This is a genomic window from Bradyrhizobium sp. HKCCYLS20291 (assembly GCF_051167715.1).
GTDB lineage: Bacteria > Pseudomonadota > Alphaproteobacteria > Rhizobiales > Xanthobacteraceae > Bradyrhizobium.
In genome coordinates this window covers 69,412-86,865 of record NZ_JBNPTO010000019.1, presented here as the reverse complement: position 1 = coordinate 86,865, position 17,454 = coordinate 69,412, and the positions used below count along the sequence as shown (strand labels likewise).

The window sequence follows — 17,454 nt, the reverse complement described above, 5'->3', positions numbered from 1 at the left end:
CGTTTACCGGCCATCGAGAGTCGCACGCTGCCGGCGCCGTGGCCGCAAACGCTCTTCCGTTCCGGACAGACGGGCGTCCGGGCTTGCCGCGGCCGTTGCCCCGAGCTCGGCGATGCGCTGCGCGAGTTGTGCGACCGTGGTCGCTTCGAACACGGCGCGCAGCGGCAGATCGATGCCGAACACCTGCCTGGTGCGGGACAGCAGTTGCGTCGCGTGCAGCGAATGCCCGCCCAGCGCAAAGAAGCTGTCCTCGACGCCGACCCGCTCGATCTGGAGCACCGATCTGAAGATCTCACACAGGCCTTCCTCGACGGCATTTCGTGGCGCCACGAAGCTCGTCGTCAGCAGCGCGCCGTCATCGGGCGGCGGCAACGCCGCGGCGTTCAGCTTGCCGTTGATCGTCAGCGGCAGCGCGTCGAGCATCACATAGGCCGCTGGCACCATGTAGTCGGGCAACAGCGCCTCGCATCCTTTGCGCAGGCTGCGCGCATCGAGCGCTTGCCCCGCGGCCGGCACGCAATACGCCACGAGCCGTCCGCTCTCGCCCTGCTGCCGCACCACGGCGTCGCGCCCCCCTACGGCGCGGAGCACCTGCTCGATCTCGCCGAGCTCGACGCGGAAGCCGCGCACCTTGATCTGGCCATCGAGCCGACCGAGAAACTCCAGCTCGCCGCTCTCATGCCAGCGAGCCGCATCTCCGGTTCGATAGAGACGGCCGGCGCGGAACGGGTCCGGGACGAAGCGCGATGCCGTCAACCCACCGCGCCCGAGATAGCCGCGCGCCACACCTGCGCCGCTGACATAGAGTTCACCGGCCGTGCCGACCGGCACCAACTGTCCGTCCGCGTTCATGACATAGGCACCGAGGTCCGGGATAGGCACGCCGATCATGTTGCCGCGAACCTCGAACGCATCGGCTGCGCGGATGCGCCGACGGGTGACATGCACCGTCGTCTCGGTGATGCCGTACATGTTGGTCAGAACCGGCTGCGCGTCGCCACGGCGCCGGATCCAGTCCGCGAGCGTCGCGCCGTGCAGTACGTCGCCGCCAAAGATCACGTGCCTCAACGCGAGATGCCGACAAATGCCAGAGCTGTCACGCCGCGCGTCCTCAGCCGCGAGCTGAGCGAATGCCGCCGGAGTCTGATTGAGGATCGTCACCTGCTCGCGTTCGACCAGGTCGAGAAACTCGCCGGGCGCACGACTGGTGTGCTGGGGCACCACCACGAGACGCCCGCCATGGAGCAGCGCGCCCCAGATCTCCCACACCGAGAAATCAAACGCATAGGAATGAAACAGCGTCCAGACGTCTTCGGCCGCGGGCGTGTAGATCGTAGCCGTGGTTTCGAACAGGCGTGTCGCATTGCCATGCGAGACGACGACACCTTTTGGCCGGCCGGACGATCCGCTGGTGTAGATGACGTAGGCGCCACTGTCGGGACTCGTCACCCCAGGCGGAGGCGAGTCCGGCATGTCACGCCACGGCGCATCGTCGTCCATCAGCACGACACGCGCCGGCCGCAACATCTCTGCGTGCTCGGCATGCGCCAGCACCAGCAGCGCGGCACTATCCGCGATGGTGCACTGCAGCCTGGCGGGCGGGTGCGCGGGATCGAGCGGCACGTAGATTCCTTGCGCCTGCAACACCGCGAGAATGGCGACGACCTGGTCGATTGAGCGATTCAGACACAGGCCGACCCGCGTCTCGCTGACGACGCCGAGCTCGCGCAAATGACGCGCAAGCCGCGCGCTGCGCCTCGCCAACTCGGCATAGCTCACCGCTTCACCCGCGGCCGTCACCGCTATCGCATCCGGCTGACGGCGCGCTATGAGCATGAAGCGGTCGTGCAGGCCGGCCGGGGCGGCGATGCCCTCGCAGATCGCAAGCGACTCCCCCTCCCCGCGCTCCAGCAGAAAACTCCGCTCCGCGTCCGAGAGCAGGCTCACCGATGACCATGGTGCGTCCATGGTCGTAGCCATCGTCTCCAGGCAACGCGCGTAGTAACCGGCCATGCGATCGAGCTGCGCGGCCGGAAACACGGTCGTGTCGGCGATCATCACCAGCTCGAGCGTCTCGGAGGACGGGAGCACGCTGGCCTGCAGGATCAGGGGGAAGTCCGTCTGTTCCCACACCCTGTAGCCGAGAACCTCGACCCCGCCTTGTTGCGTGATCGCCTCGTAGACGTGGAAATGGACAAAGTTGAAAACGGCATCGAACAGGGTCCGGCCGCCGGCGAGCGTCTTGATCGCAGCCATCGGATAGTGCCGGTGCGGCAGCAGGCGGCGTTCGGCCGCGAATGTGTCCCGCACCAGGTCGACACTGTTTCCGGCATCGGCCAGCGACAGCTGGAGCGGCAGCGTGTTCAGGAACAGGCCGAGCACGCGCTCCCCGCCGTCGTCTTCGGGACGGCAATTGATCGTCACGCCGGTCGCGACCGTATTCTCTCCGGTCAGGAACGACAGCACGCGCAAATGCGCCGCGAGCAGCACGCTCTTCAGGGGCGCCTCCGCCCGGGCCGCCAACATGCGCAGACCTGACGCGACCGAGGCCGCGATCGGCACCGGGACCAGCCGGATGTCGCGGCCGCGAGACCCGGCCGCGGTCGGCGACCTTGGCACCCGGCTCGACGGCAGCCGTTCGACTTCCGCCGCCCAGAATTGCTGGTGAACCGGCGCGGCGATCGCCTCGCGTTCCCGCGCAATCAGCTCGGCAAAGGCGACCGGCGGTCGCCTGCCGCTCAAGGCAATGCCGCCGCGGCAGCGACGGGCGTAGCCGGACAGCAACTGCGTCATCAAGGTCGCGACGCTCCATCCGTCGAGGATGACATGATGGAAGCCGAGCACGATCTGCATCTCGTCAGCAGAACGCCGCAACAGATGGAATCGCAGCAAGGGCGCCGCGGTGAGCTCATAGGGCGTGCGCCGCATCTGCTCGACGATGTCGAGGATCCGCCGTTCCTGCGCGTCGTGACCGAGGGCCGAGATGTCCTCTCCGGTGCAACGCGGCGCCGCAACCTCGTGCACGAGCTGCAGCTGCTCATCGAAATGATCCAGCGAAAGGCTGGTGCGCAGCACGTCGTGCTGCGCCATGGCGGCGGCGAGTTCGGCGGTCCACGCCTGCAGATCGAGCGGCAGCCGGACGTGGAACGTGAACACGTCGCGATAAAGACAGTCCGCAGGATTGAGCTGTTCCTCGAACAGCATGCCGGCCTGCAGCCGCGACAACGGATAGGCATTGCTGATCCCGGCCGGGATGCGCGCGCGATCGGCCGCAGAGAGCAAAGCGAACGGAGGCGACGACGATCTGGTCAGCTCTGGCCGCTCTGCGGCCTGCGCGACTTCAGCATCGATCGCGAGGGCCAGATCGGCCACGCGCGGATGGCGATAGAGCGTCGCGACCGAGGTTGAGAATCCTGCCCGGCGCAGATGGGCGAGCACCTGCAGGCTGATCATCGAGTCGCCGCCGAGCGCGAAGAAATCGTCTGATCGCCCGACGCGTTCCGCGCCGAGCAGATCCTGCCACACGCGCGCAATCGCGCGTTCGGTGTCAGTGCGAGGCGGCTCAAACGTGCCGGGGGCCGCGCGCGCGGCGCCGCCCGGCGCCGGCAGCGCCTTGCGATCGAGCTTGCCGTTGCGCGTCAGCGGCCAGCTCGGCAGAGGCACAAAGGCAACCGGCACCATGTGCGATGGCAGCGCCTGCTCGCAACGCAATCGTAGATCAGCCACCATATTGAGATCGGTAGCCGCAGCCAGGTAATAGGCGACGAGCTGCCGCCGGCCTGGCGAATCCTCGCGGACCACGACCACCGCATCGCGCACTTGAGGATGGGCCGTCAGCACGGCTTCGATCTCGCCGGGTTCGATCCGGAAGCCGCGCAGCTTGATCTGATCATCGCAGCGGCCGAAATATTCGATGTCACAGTCGGGCCGCCAGCACGCGAGATCGCCGGTGCGATACAGTCGCGCACCCGGATCGGCGGCGTAAGGATCCGGGACAAAGCGCGCCGCTGTGGCACCGGGAAGATGCAGATAGCCGCGCGACACGCCGGCGCCGCCGACATAGAGCTCGCCCGAAACACCCTCCGGCGAGGGCTGCAAGGCGTCGTCGAGGATGTAGAGCGCAAGGTCGGGGATGCGCTGTCCAATGAGACTCCGGCTGGTGCCCTGGCAGTCCTGCTCTGTGATCTTCCGCTGCGTGACATGAACGGTGGTCTCGGTGATCCCGTACATGTTGAAGAGCTGCGGCCGCTGGTCGCCATGAGCGTCGAACCACGGCGCCAGCATGGACGGATCCAGCGCTTCGCCACCGAAGATCACGGTCCGCAACTGCAGGGCAGCGGTGCGCTCTGCGTGGCGCGAGCCGGCAATCAGCGCCCGAAACGCAGACGGCGTCTGGTTCAGCACGGTGACGCCCTCCTCTATCAGCAGATCGAGGAACTCCTCCGGAGCCCGGCTGGTGAGAAAGGGCACGATGACGACGCGGCCGCCATGCAGTAGCGCGCCCCACATTTCCCAAACCGAGAAATCGAAGGCGAAGGAGTGGAACAGCGTCCAGACGTCATCACGACTGAAGTCGAACCACGACTGTGTGGCCGCCAGCAGTCGCGTGACATTGCCATGGCTGACCACGACGCCGCGCGGCCGCCCGGTCGAGCCGGACGTGTGGATCACATAGGCCGCGTTCCCCGGCATGACCTCGACCTGGGGCGGCCGCTCATCGGCGGCCGACGGAGCACCGGGCGCGTCAATGAGGATGGCCTGCACCTCCCCGACATCGAGCTGCTGGACCATGGCGCGCGACGTGACCACGACAGCCGTGCGGCTGGCGGCGAGCGTCGCGGCCAGATGCGCGGGGGGATCGCCAGGGTCCAGCGGCACATAGGCGGCCCCAGATTTCAGAATGCCGAGGATGGCGACGATCATGTCGCAGGACCGGTCGAGGTAGACACCGACGCGATCTTCGCGGCCGATGCCGCAAGCCGACAGCCTGTGCGCAAAACGGTTGGCGCGACGATCGAGTTCGGCATAGGTCAGTTGCGCATCGCCGTCAGTGACCGCGACGCGGTCGGCGTAGCGGCGCGCCTGGCGCGCAAACCAGCCATGCAAAGTCTCATCGGGGACGATGACGCGATCGATCTCGTTGCGCCGCTGGATCAGCTCGATGCGCGCAGCGGAGCTGATGACCGGAAGCTGGCCGGCCGGAACGGCATCGTTGCGTGCGATGGCTTGCAGCAGCGCGAGCAGGCCGTCCCGCATCTGCCTGATCGTTTCCGGCCTGAAAAAGCACGTCTTGTACTCGATCAGGCCGCGCCAGCCGTCCGCCGTCTGCTCGACGTGCAGGCTGAGGTCGAACTTCGACGTGACGCTCGGCATCTGAACGGCGCTGAAGCGGAGACCGGGGAGAGACAGCTGTTCGACGTCGCTCTTCAGGAACAGGAACAACACACGGAACAGCGGATTCTGGCCAACCGCGCGGTCGGGGCGGGCGGCCTTCACGACAGCATCGAAAGGCGTCGCCTGGTGCGAGAAGCCTTGCAGCACCTCACGGTGGACTTGAGTGAGAAGATCACGAAAGGCAACGTCGCGGCCGCCGTGGTCGAGGCGAAGCACGAGCAGGCTGGCAAAGAAGCCGACGATGTCCTCGAGCTCGCGCTCGTTGCGGCCGGCAATGGAGGTGCCGATCGAGATATCGTCGCTCGCCGCATAGCGCTGTAGCAACAAGCCGAAGGCAGCGAGCATGACCGAGAACATCGTCACGCCCTGCCGGCGTGCAAGCTCAGCCAGCGCGTCGGACACATCCGCTGGCAGCGTGAACGACTCCGACGCACCGCGATAATCGGGCGCGGCCGGCGCGCGCCGATCGGTCGGGAGCTGCAATTCCAGAGCGTCGGCAAGATGCTCACGCCAGTAGGCGAGATCGCGGTCGGTCTCAGTCCCGGCGAGCTGATCCGCCTGCCAATGCACGGCATCAGCGAATTGCAGCCGCGGCGGCGGCAGCGACGTGCCGCGATAGCAATCGACCATCTCGCGCAGCACCACTCCCGCCGACCAGGCGTCGGCGACGAGATGATGGGCGCAGACCAGGAAGCACCAGTCGCGCTCACCCACCTGGACCAGTGTCGCGCGAAGCAGCGGCGGTTCGGCGAGATCGAAGGCGTGACGGCCGTCGGCGTCCATCAGCGCAGCCAGCGCCGCGTCGCGCTCGCTCGGCGAAAGCGTGCGGAGATCGACATTGCGAAACGGCACCGTGACGCGCGCGTGTATGCGTGCGACTGGCTGGCCATCGACCTCATCGAACGTCGTCCGCAGACTTTCGTGGCGCTGCACGCTGATGTCGAGCGCAGCCTGCCAGCGCAAGGGATCGAGATCGCCCTCGATGCGGATCGCCTGGCGCAGGACATAGGCAGGAAGGCTTGCCGGATCGAGCTGATGCAGGAACCACAGATTTTGCTGGGCCAGCGAGAGCCGGGTCCTGTCGGCGCATGCCGGCGCTGGACCGATCGCGGGTGCCGGCGCGGCGTGTCCCCTGTTCAGATAGTTGATTAGTTCCGCTTTGTGAAAGCGCAGCTGGTCCCGGAGCTCCGCCGTCACCGCCCCCGCCGGCGCGCTGACGCGCAGATCCTCCCCGGCGACGCCGAGATCGATGCCCTGGCGCGCGCAGGTCTCCAGCAGCTGCAGCAGATCAGAGCGTGAACTCATCGCGTACCTTTTCTCGTCCCTGATCGGCATCGGCAGGAGCCCGCTTCGCCCTGACAGCGTCGACGCGGACGCCGATCAGCAGCGTCTCTGCGAGGGATGCGATGCTTGCTCCGCGCAACAGATCGACCAGCGAGACATCCAGACCGAGGTCGCGGCCGACGCGGTTCTTGAACTGCATGGCAACCAGCGAATCGAGTCCGAGATCGGTCAGCCGACGGCTCATTTCGATGCGTTCGCGGCGCTGTTTCAAGATGTCGCCGACGATGTTGCACAGCGCGCTTGCAAGCAGCTCGCGCTGCTCTTCGACGTCGCCCAGCTTCAGCTTCGCCAGGAATGCTGCCGCGGCCGCAGATTGCGGCGCGGCCCGGCCGGCCTTCTCGCCCAGCACGTCGCGCAGGAGCGGCAATCCTGCGAGGTGGCTGTCATGTTCGGCGAGCAGTCCGAGATCGCCCGGCAGCACAGCGAGGCGTGATAGTGAGCGATCGCCGAGCAGCCGCGCCAGCGCCGCAATGCCCTGCGCTGGTGTCATCCGCTTCATGCCTGCCTGGACCAAGCGCGCATGCGCTTGCTGTCCATAAGCCGTGGTGGCGAAGCCGACATCGGACCAGGCGCCCCAAGCGATCGACAGAGCGGCCTGTCCGCTTGCCCGGCGCCGCTCGGCAAGGCCGTCGAGGAAGGCGCAGGCCGAGGCGTAGACCGACTGTCCCGCCGGCGGTGTCAGCGAGGAAAAGCTCGAAAACAGCACGAAGAACTGCAGCGGCTGATCGGCCAGCGCGCGATCCAGGGCGAGAGCCCCGACCAGCTTGGCGCGCAAGCCTGCCTCGACATCGGCCGCCTTGACCGCTTCCAGCGATTGATCGTGAAACACACCGGCAGCGTGGATGACTCCGCGGATGGCGGGCCGGCCGGCTGCCTTCCAATCGTCGAGGATGCGCGCGAGCGCCGCGGCATCGCTGATGTCGACGCTCTTGTAGTCCACGGTTGCACCGCGCGCGGTGAGGTCGGCGATGAGCGGATCATCGGCATCCCGCACTGAGCGTGCCAGCAGCAGCAGATGCCGTGCGCCTTGCTCGACCAGCCAGCGAGCAACCGTGAGGCCAAGGCCACCGAGACCGCCTGCGATCAGGTAGGCACCATCGCCGCTGACGCCGATCTCTTCGACGGCGGGACGCAGCGCCGCGCGGACGAGCCGTCGCACATAGGAGGCGCCGCCTCGCAGCGCAATCTGATCCTCGCCGGGCGCGGCCCGCAACAGAGCGGCGATCCCCGCGGCGGCTTCTGCAGGCGTCGCCTTGGGATCGAGGTCGACGATGCCGCCCCACAGCCGCGGGTGTTCACGAGCAATGGCCGCCGCCATGCCCCACAGGCTCGCATGCACGCAGCCCGCGACCGTGTCATCCTCGCGGACCGCCTGAGCGTCCGATGTCCCGATGAAGATGCGCGTCGAACAACCCGCGCGGCGCGCGACCGCCTGAACCAGGGCGACGATGGTCGCGACACCCCGCGACTGCTCTGCGAGCACGGCCTCACCGTCGAGCTCCGAGATCGGCGGCGTATCCAGCGGCCACAGGCAGAGAATGCCGGGGCACTTCTTCAGATCGAGCTTCTCGAGCCAGGCGAACGGATCACCGGCCGGCTGATCGATCTGCTGCTCGAATCGGCGGACGCAAAGTGGCCTGCCAGCCGTGGCGCTCAGCCACGCATCGGCGACACCCTTGGTATCGGCCAGCACGATCCAGTTCTCGCAGGATATGAGGGTGGGCGCTGCCGCAGCCTGGCTGGCGCGCCAACTGATCTCATAGCCCCATTGCGCGATCTCATCCTCTGCGGCCTCAGTCTTGAGCCGCTCGACGACGAGGTCGCGGATCGACAGCAAGGGCTGCCCGTTCGCATCGCGTGCGACGACGCTGCCGCTCAAGGAGCCGGCAGACCCGCGCGCGATCTGCGCAAACGCGTTGATATCGTCTTCAGGCCATTCACCGACAGGGCGATGCAACTGCACGCTGCCCACCCTCGTCGGAACGAAGATGCCGTCTGGATCGCTCGCCTTGACATGATGCAACAACGCGGCCAGCGCCGTCTGCAGGCAGCCATCGATGAAGGGGGCGCCGACCTCGTGTGCACGGCTGCCGCGCACCCGGCCAAGAAGGCGCCCGATCGCGAGGCCCTCGCCAACAGCCACCGCACGCAACACCTGCAGACTTGTCTTCAGCTCGACGCCTCGTGCCGCGAGATCGCGATAAAAATCCTCAACTGGCAACTCCACGGGACATTTTTGCTGGGCGGCGGCGAGTTCGACTAATAACTCCGACTGCGGCAAGGCGCCGTCGTCTGTTGCGAGAGCAGCACCAATTCCAACGGCCGGCACCTCACGCGCACAAGCCTGCTCATGCAGATCACGCAGCGCGGCGAGCTGCGGCAGGTGGGCCAGGATATCCTGATCACCAAGACCGAAGTCCAGCAGGCATGCGATCTCGTCGACACCCGCTGCGCGTAGCCGCAGCGTCATGTCGAGGCAGCTCTCCGGCGTGCCGAACAACGCACGTGTGCCCTCGAAACGCTCGTAGAGAAAGCCGACGAACGCCTCCATGTCGGCATCGGAGAGCGCGTCGATGTCGAAGTCCTGGCCGCGGCTCTCGGCGAGTCCGCGCAGCAGCGGCTTGCTCGCCTTGAGATAGTCGCAGAACGGCTTGCGGGCCACGCGACGGACCGTCTCGATATCGTCGGCAACGAAGGTGTGGCACATCACCGTGACGCGGCCGGAAGCCGGGTCGTGGCCGTGCTCGGCGCGTGCCGCACGATAGATCGCGATCTTCTCGGCGAGCGCATCGACATCCTGATCGAGCAGATGCGTCAGCAGGTGCGTGCCCAGCGCACCGGCCTGCCGGAACGATTCCGGATTGCGCGCCGCGGTGATCCACAGCGGCAGCTCCTTCTGCAACGGGGTTGGATAGACCCGGACCTCCGTCCTGGTCCCTTCCGCGCCGTCGACAACGACGGGGTCGCCGCGCCATAGCGCACGCACGCGTCCAACGCCTTCGTAGAGATCGCGATAGCGATCCTGGTAGTTGCCCGAGGCCAGCAGGAAATCGGCGGGATTCCAGCCTGGCGCCAGCGAGATGCCGATGCGGCCGCCCGACAGATTGTCGACCATCGCCCACTCCTCGGCGATGCGGATCGGATGGTGCAGCGGCAACACCACGCTGCCGGCCCGCAGATGGATGCGGCGCGTCTCGCGCGCCAGCGCGGCATGCAGCACCGATGGGTTCGGATACAGACTTCCCATCGGCGTGAAGTGACGTTCCGGCACCCAGACGGCGCCGAAGCCTGCCGCATCGCCACGCCGGGCGGCCTCGAGGATGAGCGCGTAGCGGTCGGCCGGCTCGCCGGATTCGATCGCCGCGAAGAACATCATCGAGAATTCGAGCGCGGCCTGCGTGCGAGCAGCAACTACGGACGCTCCATCACGCGCCGTCGTCGCAGATCGCTGCACAGCGCCAGCGCGCCGCAGCCGCACCTGGGCGCGGGTGTGAAGCTGCCATCCGATCGCGTCGTCACCAACACGGCGCGCATGGACGCTGAGCGAGGCCGAACCTCCCGGCCGCTGCTCGAGCTGAACCTGGATGCGCTGGGCTGCGGGATCCTCCGCATAGAGCGTGCGCACCAGCTCGATGTCCTCGACCTCGCAGCACTCGACCGACAGGCCGGCGCGCACCGCCTCGAGCGCCAGCTCGATCTGTGCCGAGACCGGCCAGATCGAGCGTCCCAGCAGCGCGTGCTCACTGAGATAGCGGCGCCGGGAAAGGTCGGCGTCGATCTCCCAAGTCTGTGTCCCAGTGGGGCTCCCCACCACATCGACGCGCTCACCCAGCAGCAGCTCGGAGCCACGACCACGCGACACAGCAAATTCGACCGGCCTGCGATCCTCCTCGGGATAAAGCCAGTGACGCTCGCGCCGGAACGGGTAACGCGGCGCATCGGTGCGATGCCTGTCGGATCCCGCATGCACGGCGCGCCAGTCGATCGCAACACCATCGACGTGAAGACGAGCGAGCGCCAAGCACGCCGTCTCGTCATCGTCGCGGCCACGCCGCAAAGTCGGACAGGCGGTCAGCTCAGGCACGGTCTGCATCGCCAAGCCAGCCAGCGTCGGCTGCGGCCCGAGCTCGAGCGCGTGTGTGTAGCCGGCCGCTGCCAATGTCCGCACGCTGTCCTCGAAGCGAACCGGTGCCAGCACGTGCTCACACCAGTAGTCCGGCTGCGCGATATGGTTGGGCGTCACGAAACGGCCGGTCAGGTTCGACACCAGCGGCACGACGGGCGCCTGCATGCTGATCCCGGCAAGCGCACTGCGCAGACGCGCGACCATCGGGCGCATCAGCGGCGAGTGGAAGGCATGCGAGACGGCCAGTCGCTTGACCTCGATCCCTTCCGCCTGTGCCTGATCGATGACGACGAGAAGATCCTCGAGCCGGCCGGAGATCACGTTCTCTCCCGGCGCATTGAAGCCGGCGACGGCGAGCGTCTCCGGAAATGCCGAGACCGCTTGCCGCGCCCAGCTCGCCGGGGCGAACACCACCGCCATGCCGCCGCCCGGCGGCAGCTCCTGCATCAGGCTGCCGCGGATCGCGGCCAGACGCAGCGCATCCTCCGGCGTCAGCACGCCGGCGGCGGCCGCCGCAGAGATTTCACCGACGCTGTGTCCGAGCACGGCCGCCGGCTCGACACCCCAGTGCCGCCAGAGTTCGAGCAGCGCCAATTGCAACGCGACCAGTGCTGGTTGCGTGTAGCGCGTCTGATCGAGCAGAGCCGCCTGTGCAGAGCCCGGCTCGGTAAACAGCAGATCGGTCAGCGATAGTCCGATCTGCTCGCGCAGCACCTCGAAGCAACGATCGAGCGCGTCGCGGAAGCGCGGTTGAGAAGCATAGAGCCGGCGGCCGGCGCCGGCATATTGCGAGCCTTGTCCCGTGAACAGCAGCACCGGGCGGACGGCCTCGCGAGGGGCATGGCCGTGCACAATCCGCGCAGCGCGACCTGAGGCGCCTTCACGCAGCAACTCGGACATCTCCGCCGCATCGGCTGCGACGATCGCGACCCGCTCGGGCAGATGAGCGCGTCCGGTGCTCGCGGTGAAGCAGATATCAGCCAATTCTTTCCGACGAGCCTGCGCGAGACGATCGGCGTAGCGCATACACAGCGCATCGAGCACGTCCGGGCCGGTTGCGGACAGCGGCAACACCCAATGTTGTCCGCGCGGCAGTTCGCCCGACACATCGGCAATCGCCGACGTCCTCGTCCCGGGGACTGCAGCAGCATCCCTGCTCGTGATCGGCCTTGCCGGCTTCATGTCGACGGGCGCAGCCTCGAGGATCACCTGCGCATTGGTGCCGACGAAGCCGAAGGCGTTGACCGCCGCGAGCCGCGGGCCGTTGCCGAACCAGGGCGTCGGCGCCGTTGGAATTTGGATCGGCCGGCCAGTCAGCCGGATCTTCGGGTTGAGCTCGCGCAGATGCAGGCTCGGAGGAATCTCGCCGTGCTGCAGCACCAGCAGCGTCTTGATCAGACCGCAGATCCCCGCGGCGCTTTCCAGATGACCGAAATTGGTCTTCACCGCTCCCAGCGCCAGCGGGCGCTCCGTGGGCCGGTCGCCATAGACATCTCCGATCGAGCCGACCTCGATCGGATCGCCGAGCGGCGTGCCGGTGCCGTGACATTCGACGTAGCCGACATCGGCCGCCGTCACGCCGGCTGCAGCCAAGGCATCGCGGAAGACGGCGCGTTGCGCGGCGCCGCTCGGCGCCGTGAAGCCATTGCTCCGGCCATCCTGGTTGACGGCCGAACCGCGCACTAGGCCGAGAATGCGATCGCCGTCGGCCTCGGCCGCCGACAACCGCTTCAATACGATGACGCCGCACCCTTCCCCGCGCGTATAGCCGTCAGCAGCCGCATCGAAGGTCCGGCATCGGCCGCTCGGCGAGATCATGCGCGCGCGCGACAGGTTGATCGTCGGCTCGGCAACGAGCATGACGTTGACGCCGCCCGCGAGCGCGATGTCGCATTCGTTGTTGCGCAGCGCCTGACAGGCCAGGTGCACGCTCACCAGCGACGACGAGCATGCGGTGTCGACCACGATGCTCGGGCCCTGCAGACCGAGCACATACGAGACGCGGCCGGCGGCCGCGCTGAAGGTCGCACCCGTGCCGAGATAGGCGCCGATCTCGTCACGCCCCATCTCGCGCAGCTGACGGGCGTAGTGATCCTGGTACATCATCCCGACATAGACGCCGGTGCGGCTGCCGGTCAGGCCGAGCGGATCGTATCCGGCATCCTCCAGCGCCTCCCAGACGACCTCCAGCAGGACGCGCTGCTGCGGATCCATGTTCGCCGCTTCGAGCGGGGAGATCCCGAACAGCTCGGAATCGAAGCAATCGACATCCTCGATGAAGGCGCCGCTACGGCTCAGGATCTTGCCTGGAGCGTCGGGATCGGGGTCATAGAGCGCATCAGCATCGAACCGCGCGCGCGGCACGGTGCCGACGGCGTCGACCCCATCGCGCAGCAAGCGCCACAGGCTCGTGGCGTCGCGCGCACCGCCCGGGAAGCGACAGCCCATCCCCACGACGGCGATCGGCTCGCTCGCAGCCGCATCGCGCTCGGCGAGCTCGACGCGCAGCGAACGGATCTGCTCATAGGCGAGCCGCAGCACATCGTGAATAGGTCGTTCCGCCTGCCGGGCTTCGCCCTCAGGTGCAAGTCCGCGCCGATCCATCATGGCCGGCGATCCCGGCCATCGATCTCCGCGGACAACAGCGCAGCGAGCTCCTTTTCGGACAATCCGTCGAGATCGACCGCGGCGACGCGGGCTCTGGTCGGCATCGCCATGCTGCGCCGGTCGCTCGGCGCGCGAGCCGGGACATCGCTGCCTGCCCGCGCAACAAGGCTTTCGGCCGTGGCCCGCGCCAACGTCTCGATGTTGGGGTAATCCCATGCAGCGGTCTGCGACACCTCTGCTTTGACGAATTGCGCCAGATCGGACGCGAGTTCGACCGAGGTGACAGAGTCCAGGCCAAAATCCGCAAATGTACGTCGCCTGTCGACGCTCGCGATGTCCAGTTGGGCGCGTCTGGCAATCCACTGCTGCAGCCAGCGCTCGATTCCGAGCTGGTCCGGAGCGCCTGGAGCACTGACCATCGCGCGCGTCTGCAACGCCGCGCCCAGCACGCCTTGCAGCGGCATGACCTTCACGCTCGGCGCGTGCGCGAGCGCCGACGGCTGCGTGCTCGTGATCTCGACAGGGCGGTCCTCCCGCCGCAACAGCGGATCGATCTGATCGACGACGCCGGGCCGATGCTGTTCGTGATCGCCGATGTCACCAGCGAACCGTGCCACCGCAGCTTCAATCTCGGTGACCTCAAGCGCCTCGGGTGTGGCACCGGCCATCGCGTCGTCGATCGCCTTGGCCGCGAGGGCCAGGCGCTGCCCGGTCCAGTCGCGCGCGCGCGCCGCGAGCGGATCTGACGCCGCGGCACCGACGTCCTTTGCGACATCGAGCACGGCGCACCACACCGTCCAGCAGCCGAGCTCGGCGAGAAGCGCGACGCGACGCTGCACATCGACATTCGTTTGAACGAGCCGCCGTGCCGCGTCATCGAGCGCCTCACCGAGCTGGCGAGCCTTCAGATGATCTCTCAGGAAGGATCGCAATGGCGCGCTGCCGGCAGCGACACGGCTGCCGACGAACATCTGCATCGTCTCGGTCGGTCCTTCGAAGATGCGCAGCAGGCGAACGTCGCGCAGCATCTGGGGCGCGAGATTGGTCTCGATATAGCCGCGCCCGCCGAGCATCTGGACGAGGCTGTCCACGCCGCGATAGGCGGCCTCCGCCGAGAGCGCCTTGATCGCCGCATAGATCTCCGCAGGCACGTCCGGTCCCGCGTCGAGCCATCCGGCGAGGGCGTCGACGAACTGCTCGAGCGCGATCACCTCGACCAGCAGCGCGGTCAACCGGTCGCGCGACATGATGTTGTCGAGCAGCCGTCCCGACGCAATCTGTCGCCGGCCGGCATAGCGCACCATGAGCTGGGCGCTGCGCTTCAGCACCCCTGCCGAGACCGCAGCCGTGCATGCGCGCCCCAGCTGCAGAATGCCCTGGGCGATCTGCATGCCGCGCCCGATCTCGCCGAGCACATCGGCCGCAGTGGCCCTGACGTCGCGCAGCTCGACGCAGTTCTGCACCATCCCGCGCAGGCCGACCGTCAGTTCTTCGGGCCCTTGAACGAGTCCTGGCGTGTGCTGCGCGAGCGTGAACGCGGTGACGCCGCGGTTCACGCCGGCACGATCGATGACGCGGGCAAAGACATGAATGGTGCCGGCCCAGGCCGCGGTACCGATCCAGCGCTTGCTGCCGTTCAGCGTGAACGTGCCGTCGTCGTTCTCCACCGCCGTCGCCGCGATCGCCGCCGAATTGGAGCCAGCCGCGGGCTCCGTGAATGCGAAGCTTCCGAGCTGACGTCCCTGCGCGAGATCAGGCAACAGCAGCCGGCGTTGCGCCTCCGTGCCATGGCGAAGCACGGGCTGAACACCCAGCACATTATGCGCCGCCACGAACGCGGCGATCGTGGTGTCGATCGCTGCGATCTGCTGCAGCACGCGAAGCATGTCGCGATACGACAGCGCGAGACCGCCGATCTCCTGCGAAGCCCGCATGCCGAGCAGGCCCATGCGGCCGAAATCGAGCACGATGTGAGGCGACATCGCACGGCGCTCGTCGATGAGGCGGGAGTCGATCCGCGTCTCCGCATAGTCGCGCAACCAGCCGATCACGCGATCGGCTCGCTCGGCGCTGCCGGGCCTCTCGGACTTCTCACGGGCGCCTGACGCAGCTTCGCTGCCGGACTGTCCGACGCGCAGCGCCGGCGCTTCCCAGCGATACGCTTCGGCCAGTTCGCCGGCCGCGAAGGCGCGGGCACATTCGCGGCGCTGAACCTTGCCGCTCGACGTCCGCGGCAAAGTCGGCGGCTGCAGCAGCACCACCGCCGCGAGGGCGAGCCCGTGCTCCTGCGCGACAGCCTCGCGGATGGCGCCGACAACCTCCCCTGCATCGAGCTGGCGCAGCGCCGTGCGGCGCACCTCGTGCACCACGACCGCCTGCTCGGTGCCGTCGCGCGAGATCGCAAACGCCGCGCCCGAATCCGCCGGCTGCAGGCTCGGATGCGCGGCCGCGACCGTGCGCTCGATGTCCTGTGGATAATGATTGAGGCCACGGATGATCAGCAGGTCCTTGATGCGACCGGTCACGCAGACCTCGCCGGCCTCGACAAAGCCGAGATCGCCGGTGCGCAAGTAGCTCTCGCCGTCGCCCTCGCCTGCCAGCTTCGCGCCGAACGATGCCCGCGTCTGCTCGGGATTGCGCCAGTAGCCAAGCGCAACATGCGGACCGGCCAGCCAGATTTCGCCGATGTCCCCATCCGGAAGCGGCCGACAGCTGTCGGGATCGACGATGCGCAGCGTCTCGCCGCGTGGCGGCCTACCGCATGAGAACAACACCTTCGCGCCCGGCGTTGCCGCGTCGACCCGCTTGGCTTGGCGTCGCTCGAGCGCGGCGCCGTCGAGGTGAATACGCCGGCCGCCGCTGCCGGGTTCACTTCCGGCGGCAAACAAGGTCACCTCGGCCATGCCGTAGCAAGGATGGAACGACTTGGGATCGAAGCCGCTCGAAGCAAAGGCGGCCGCGAACGCGTCTGCGACGCGGGAATCGACCGGCTCCGAGCCGCAATAGGCAACGCGCACGGACGACAGGTCCAGCCCACGCCGCTGCTCCTCGCTGACGCCCTCGACGCAACGCGCATATCCGAAGTTGGGCGCCCCGACCCAATCGGGACGGAAGCGCGTGATGGCTTCGAGCCATGTCGCGGGTCGCCGGATGAACGTCGGCGCGGCCATCAGCACCGCGCGCGCGCCAAGAAACAGCTGCTCCAGAAGACTGGCGATCAGCCCCATGTCGTGGAAGACAGGAAGCCAGCTCACCGTATCCGAACGGCTCGTCAGTCCGAAACTGTCGCGGATCATGATCAGGTTCGCCAACAGATTGGCGTGCGTGACGACGACCCCCTTGGGCGACATCGTCGATCCCGACGTATATTGCAGGAACGCGTAGTTTTCAGGCGACAGCTCGGGCCCGACGAACCGGTCGGCCAATTGCAGATCGACATCCTCACAGATCAGCAGTGCGCCTGCCGCTGCTCCGTCGCGGCGCATCCCCTCCAGCCAGGCCTCGGTTCGGGCCTTCGCGCCAGATGTCGACACCACGACGCTGGCCTGCGAGTCCGCGAGGATTCGCGCGAGCCTCGGCCAATGGCGCGCATTTGCCGGCGGATAGGCGGGAACGGCAACGACACCGGCATAGAAGCAGCCGAGAATGGCGGCGACGAATTCGAGCCCCTGCGGACACAACAACAGCGCGCGCTGCCCGGACTGCGTCACATCGAGCAGAGCGGCGGCCATCGCACGCGCGCGCGCGTCGAGCTCGCCATAGCTCCACGTCTGCTCGTCGCCGTCATCGCCGAGGAACGTGATCGCGGGACTTTTGGTGTGAGCAACCGCGTGCCCCCGCAAAATGTCGACGAAAATCTGAGGGCGGCGGGAATGCATGAAAACAAATTCCCCAAAATCAGATCACGTATATCATGGGTACTAACAACGTCAATGTTCGCGCGCCTTCGTCCACGATTGAGATCGGCCCGCTGTTACGAAGCG

3 protein-coding genes are annotated in these 17,454 nt (G+C 67.3%); all 3 read right to left on the bottom strand.

All coding sequences use genetic code 11. From position 1 onward, the window contains the following. Positions 1–3 precede the first annotated feature (3 nt). The 3 genes from ACQR07_RS30925 to ACQR07_RS30915 are packed head-to-tail and all read right to left on the bottom strand — an operon-like array spanning position 4 to position 17,349. A complete protein-coding gene (locus ACQR07_RS30925; RefSeq protein ID WP_434905850.1) occupies positions 4–6,699 on the bottom strand; it encodes an amino acid adenylation domain-containing protein in 6,696 nt (2,231 codons plus the stop codon). Beyond that, positions 6,683–13,471 (bottom strand): type I polyketide synthase, encoded by a 6,789-nt coding sequence (locus ACQR07_RS30920; RefSeq protein WP_434905849.1) that lies wholly within the window; start codon positions 13,469–13,471, stop codon positions 6,683–6,685. The genes ACQR07_RS30925 and ACQR07_RS30920 overlap by 17 nt, the downstream gene beginning before the upstream one ends. After that, positions 13,468–17,349: an AMP-binding protein gene (locus tag ACQR07_RS30915; RefSeq protein ID WP_434905848.1), complete on the bottom strand. Its 3,882-nt coding sequence runs from the start codon at positions 17,347–17,349 to the stop codon at positions 13,468–13,470. The genes ACQR07_RS30920 and ACQR07_RS30915 overlap by 4 nt, the downstream gene beginning before the upstream one ends. Positions 17,350–17,454: the final 105 nt, after the last annotated feature.

Excerpts from the sequence above, each read along its gene's own strand:
- ACQR07_RS30925 (WP_434905850.1), bottom strand. The coding sequence starts at position 6,699 with ATGAGTTCACGCTCTGATCTGCTGCAGCTGCTGGAGACCTGCGCGCGC.
- ACQR07_RS30920 (WP_434905849.1), bottom strand. The coding sequence starts at position 13,471 with ATGATGGATCGGCGCGGACTTGCACCTGAGGGCGAAGCCCGGCAGGCG.
- ACQR07_RS30915 (WP_434905848.1), bottom strand. The coding sequence starts at position 17,349 with ATGCATTCCCGCCGCCCTCAGATTTTCGTCGACATTTTGCGGGGGCAC.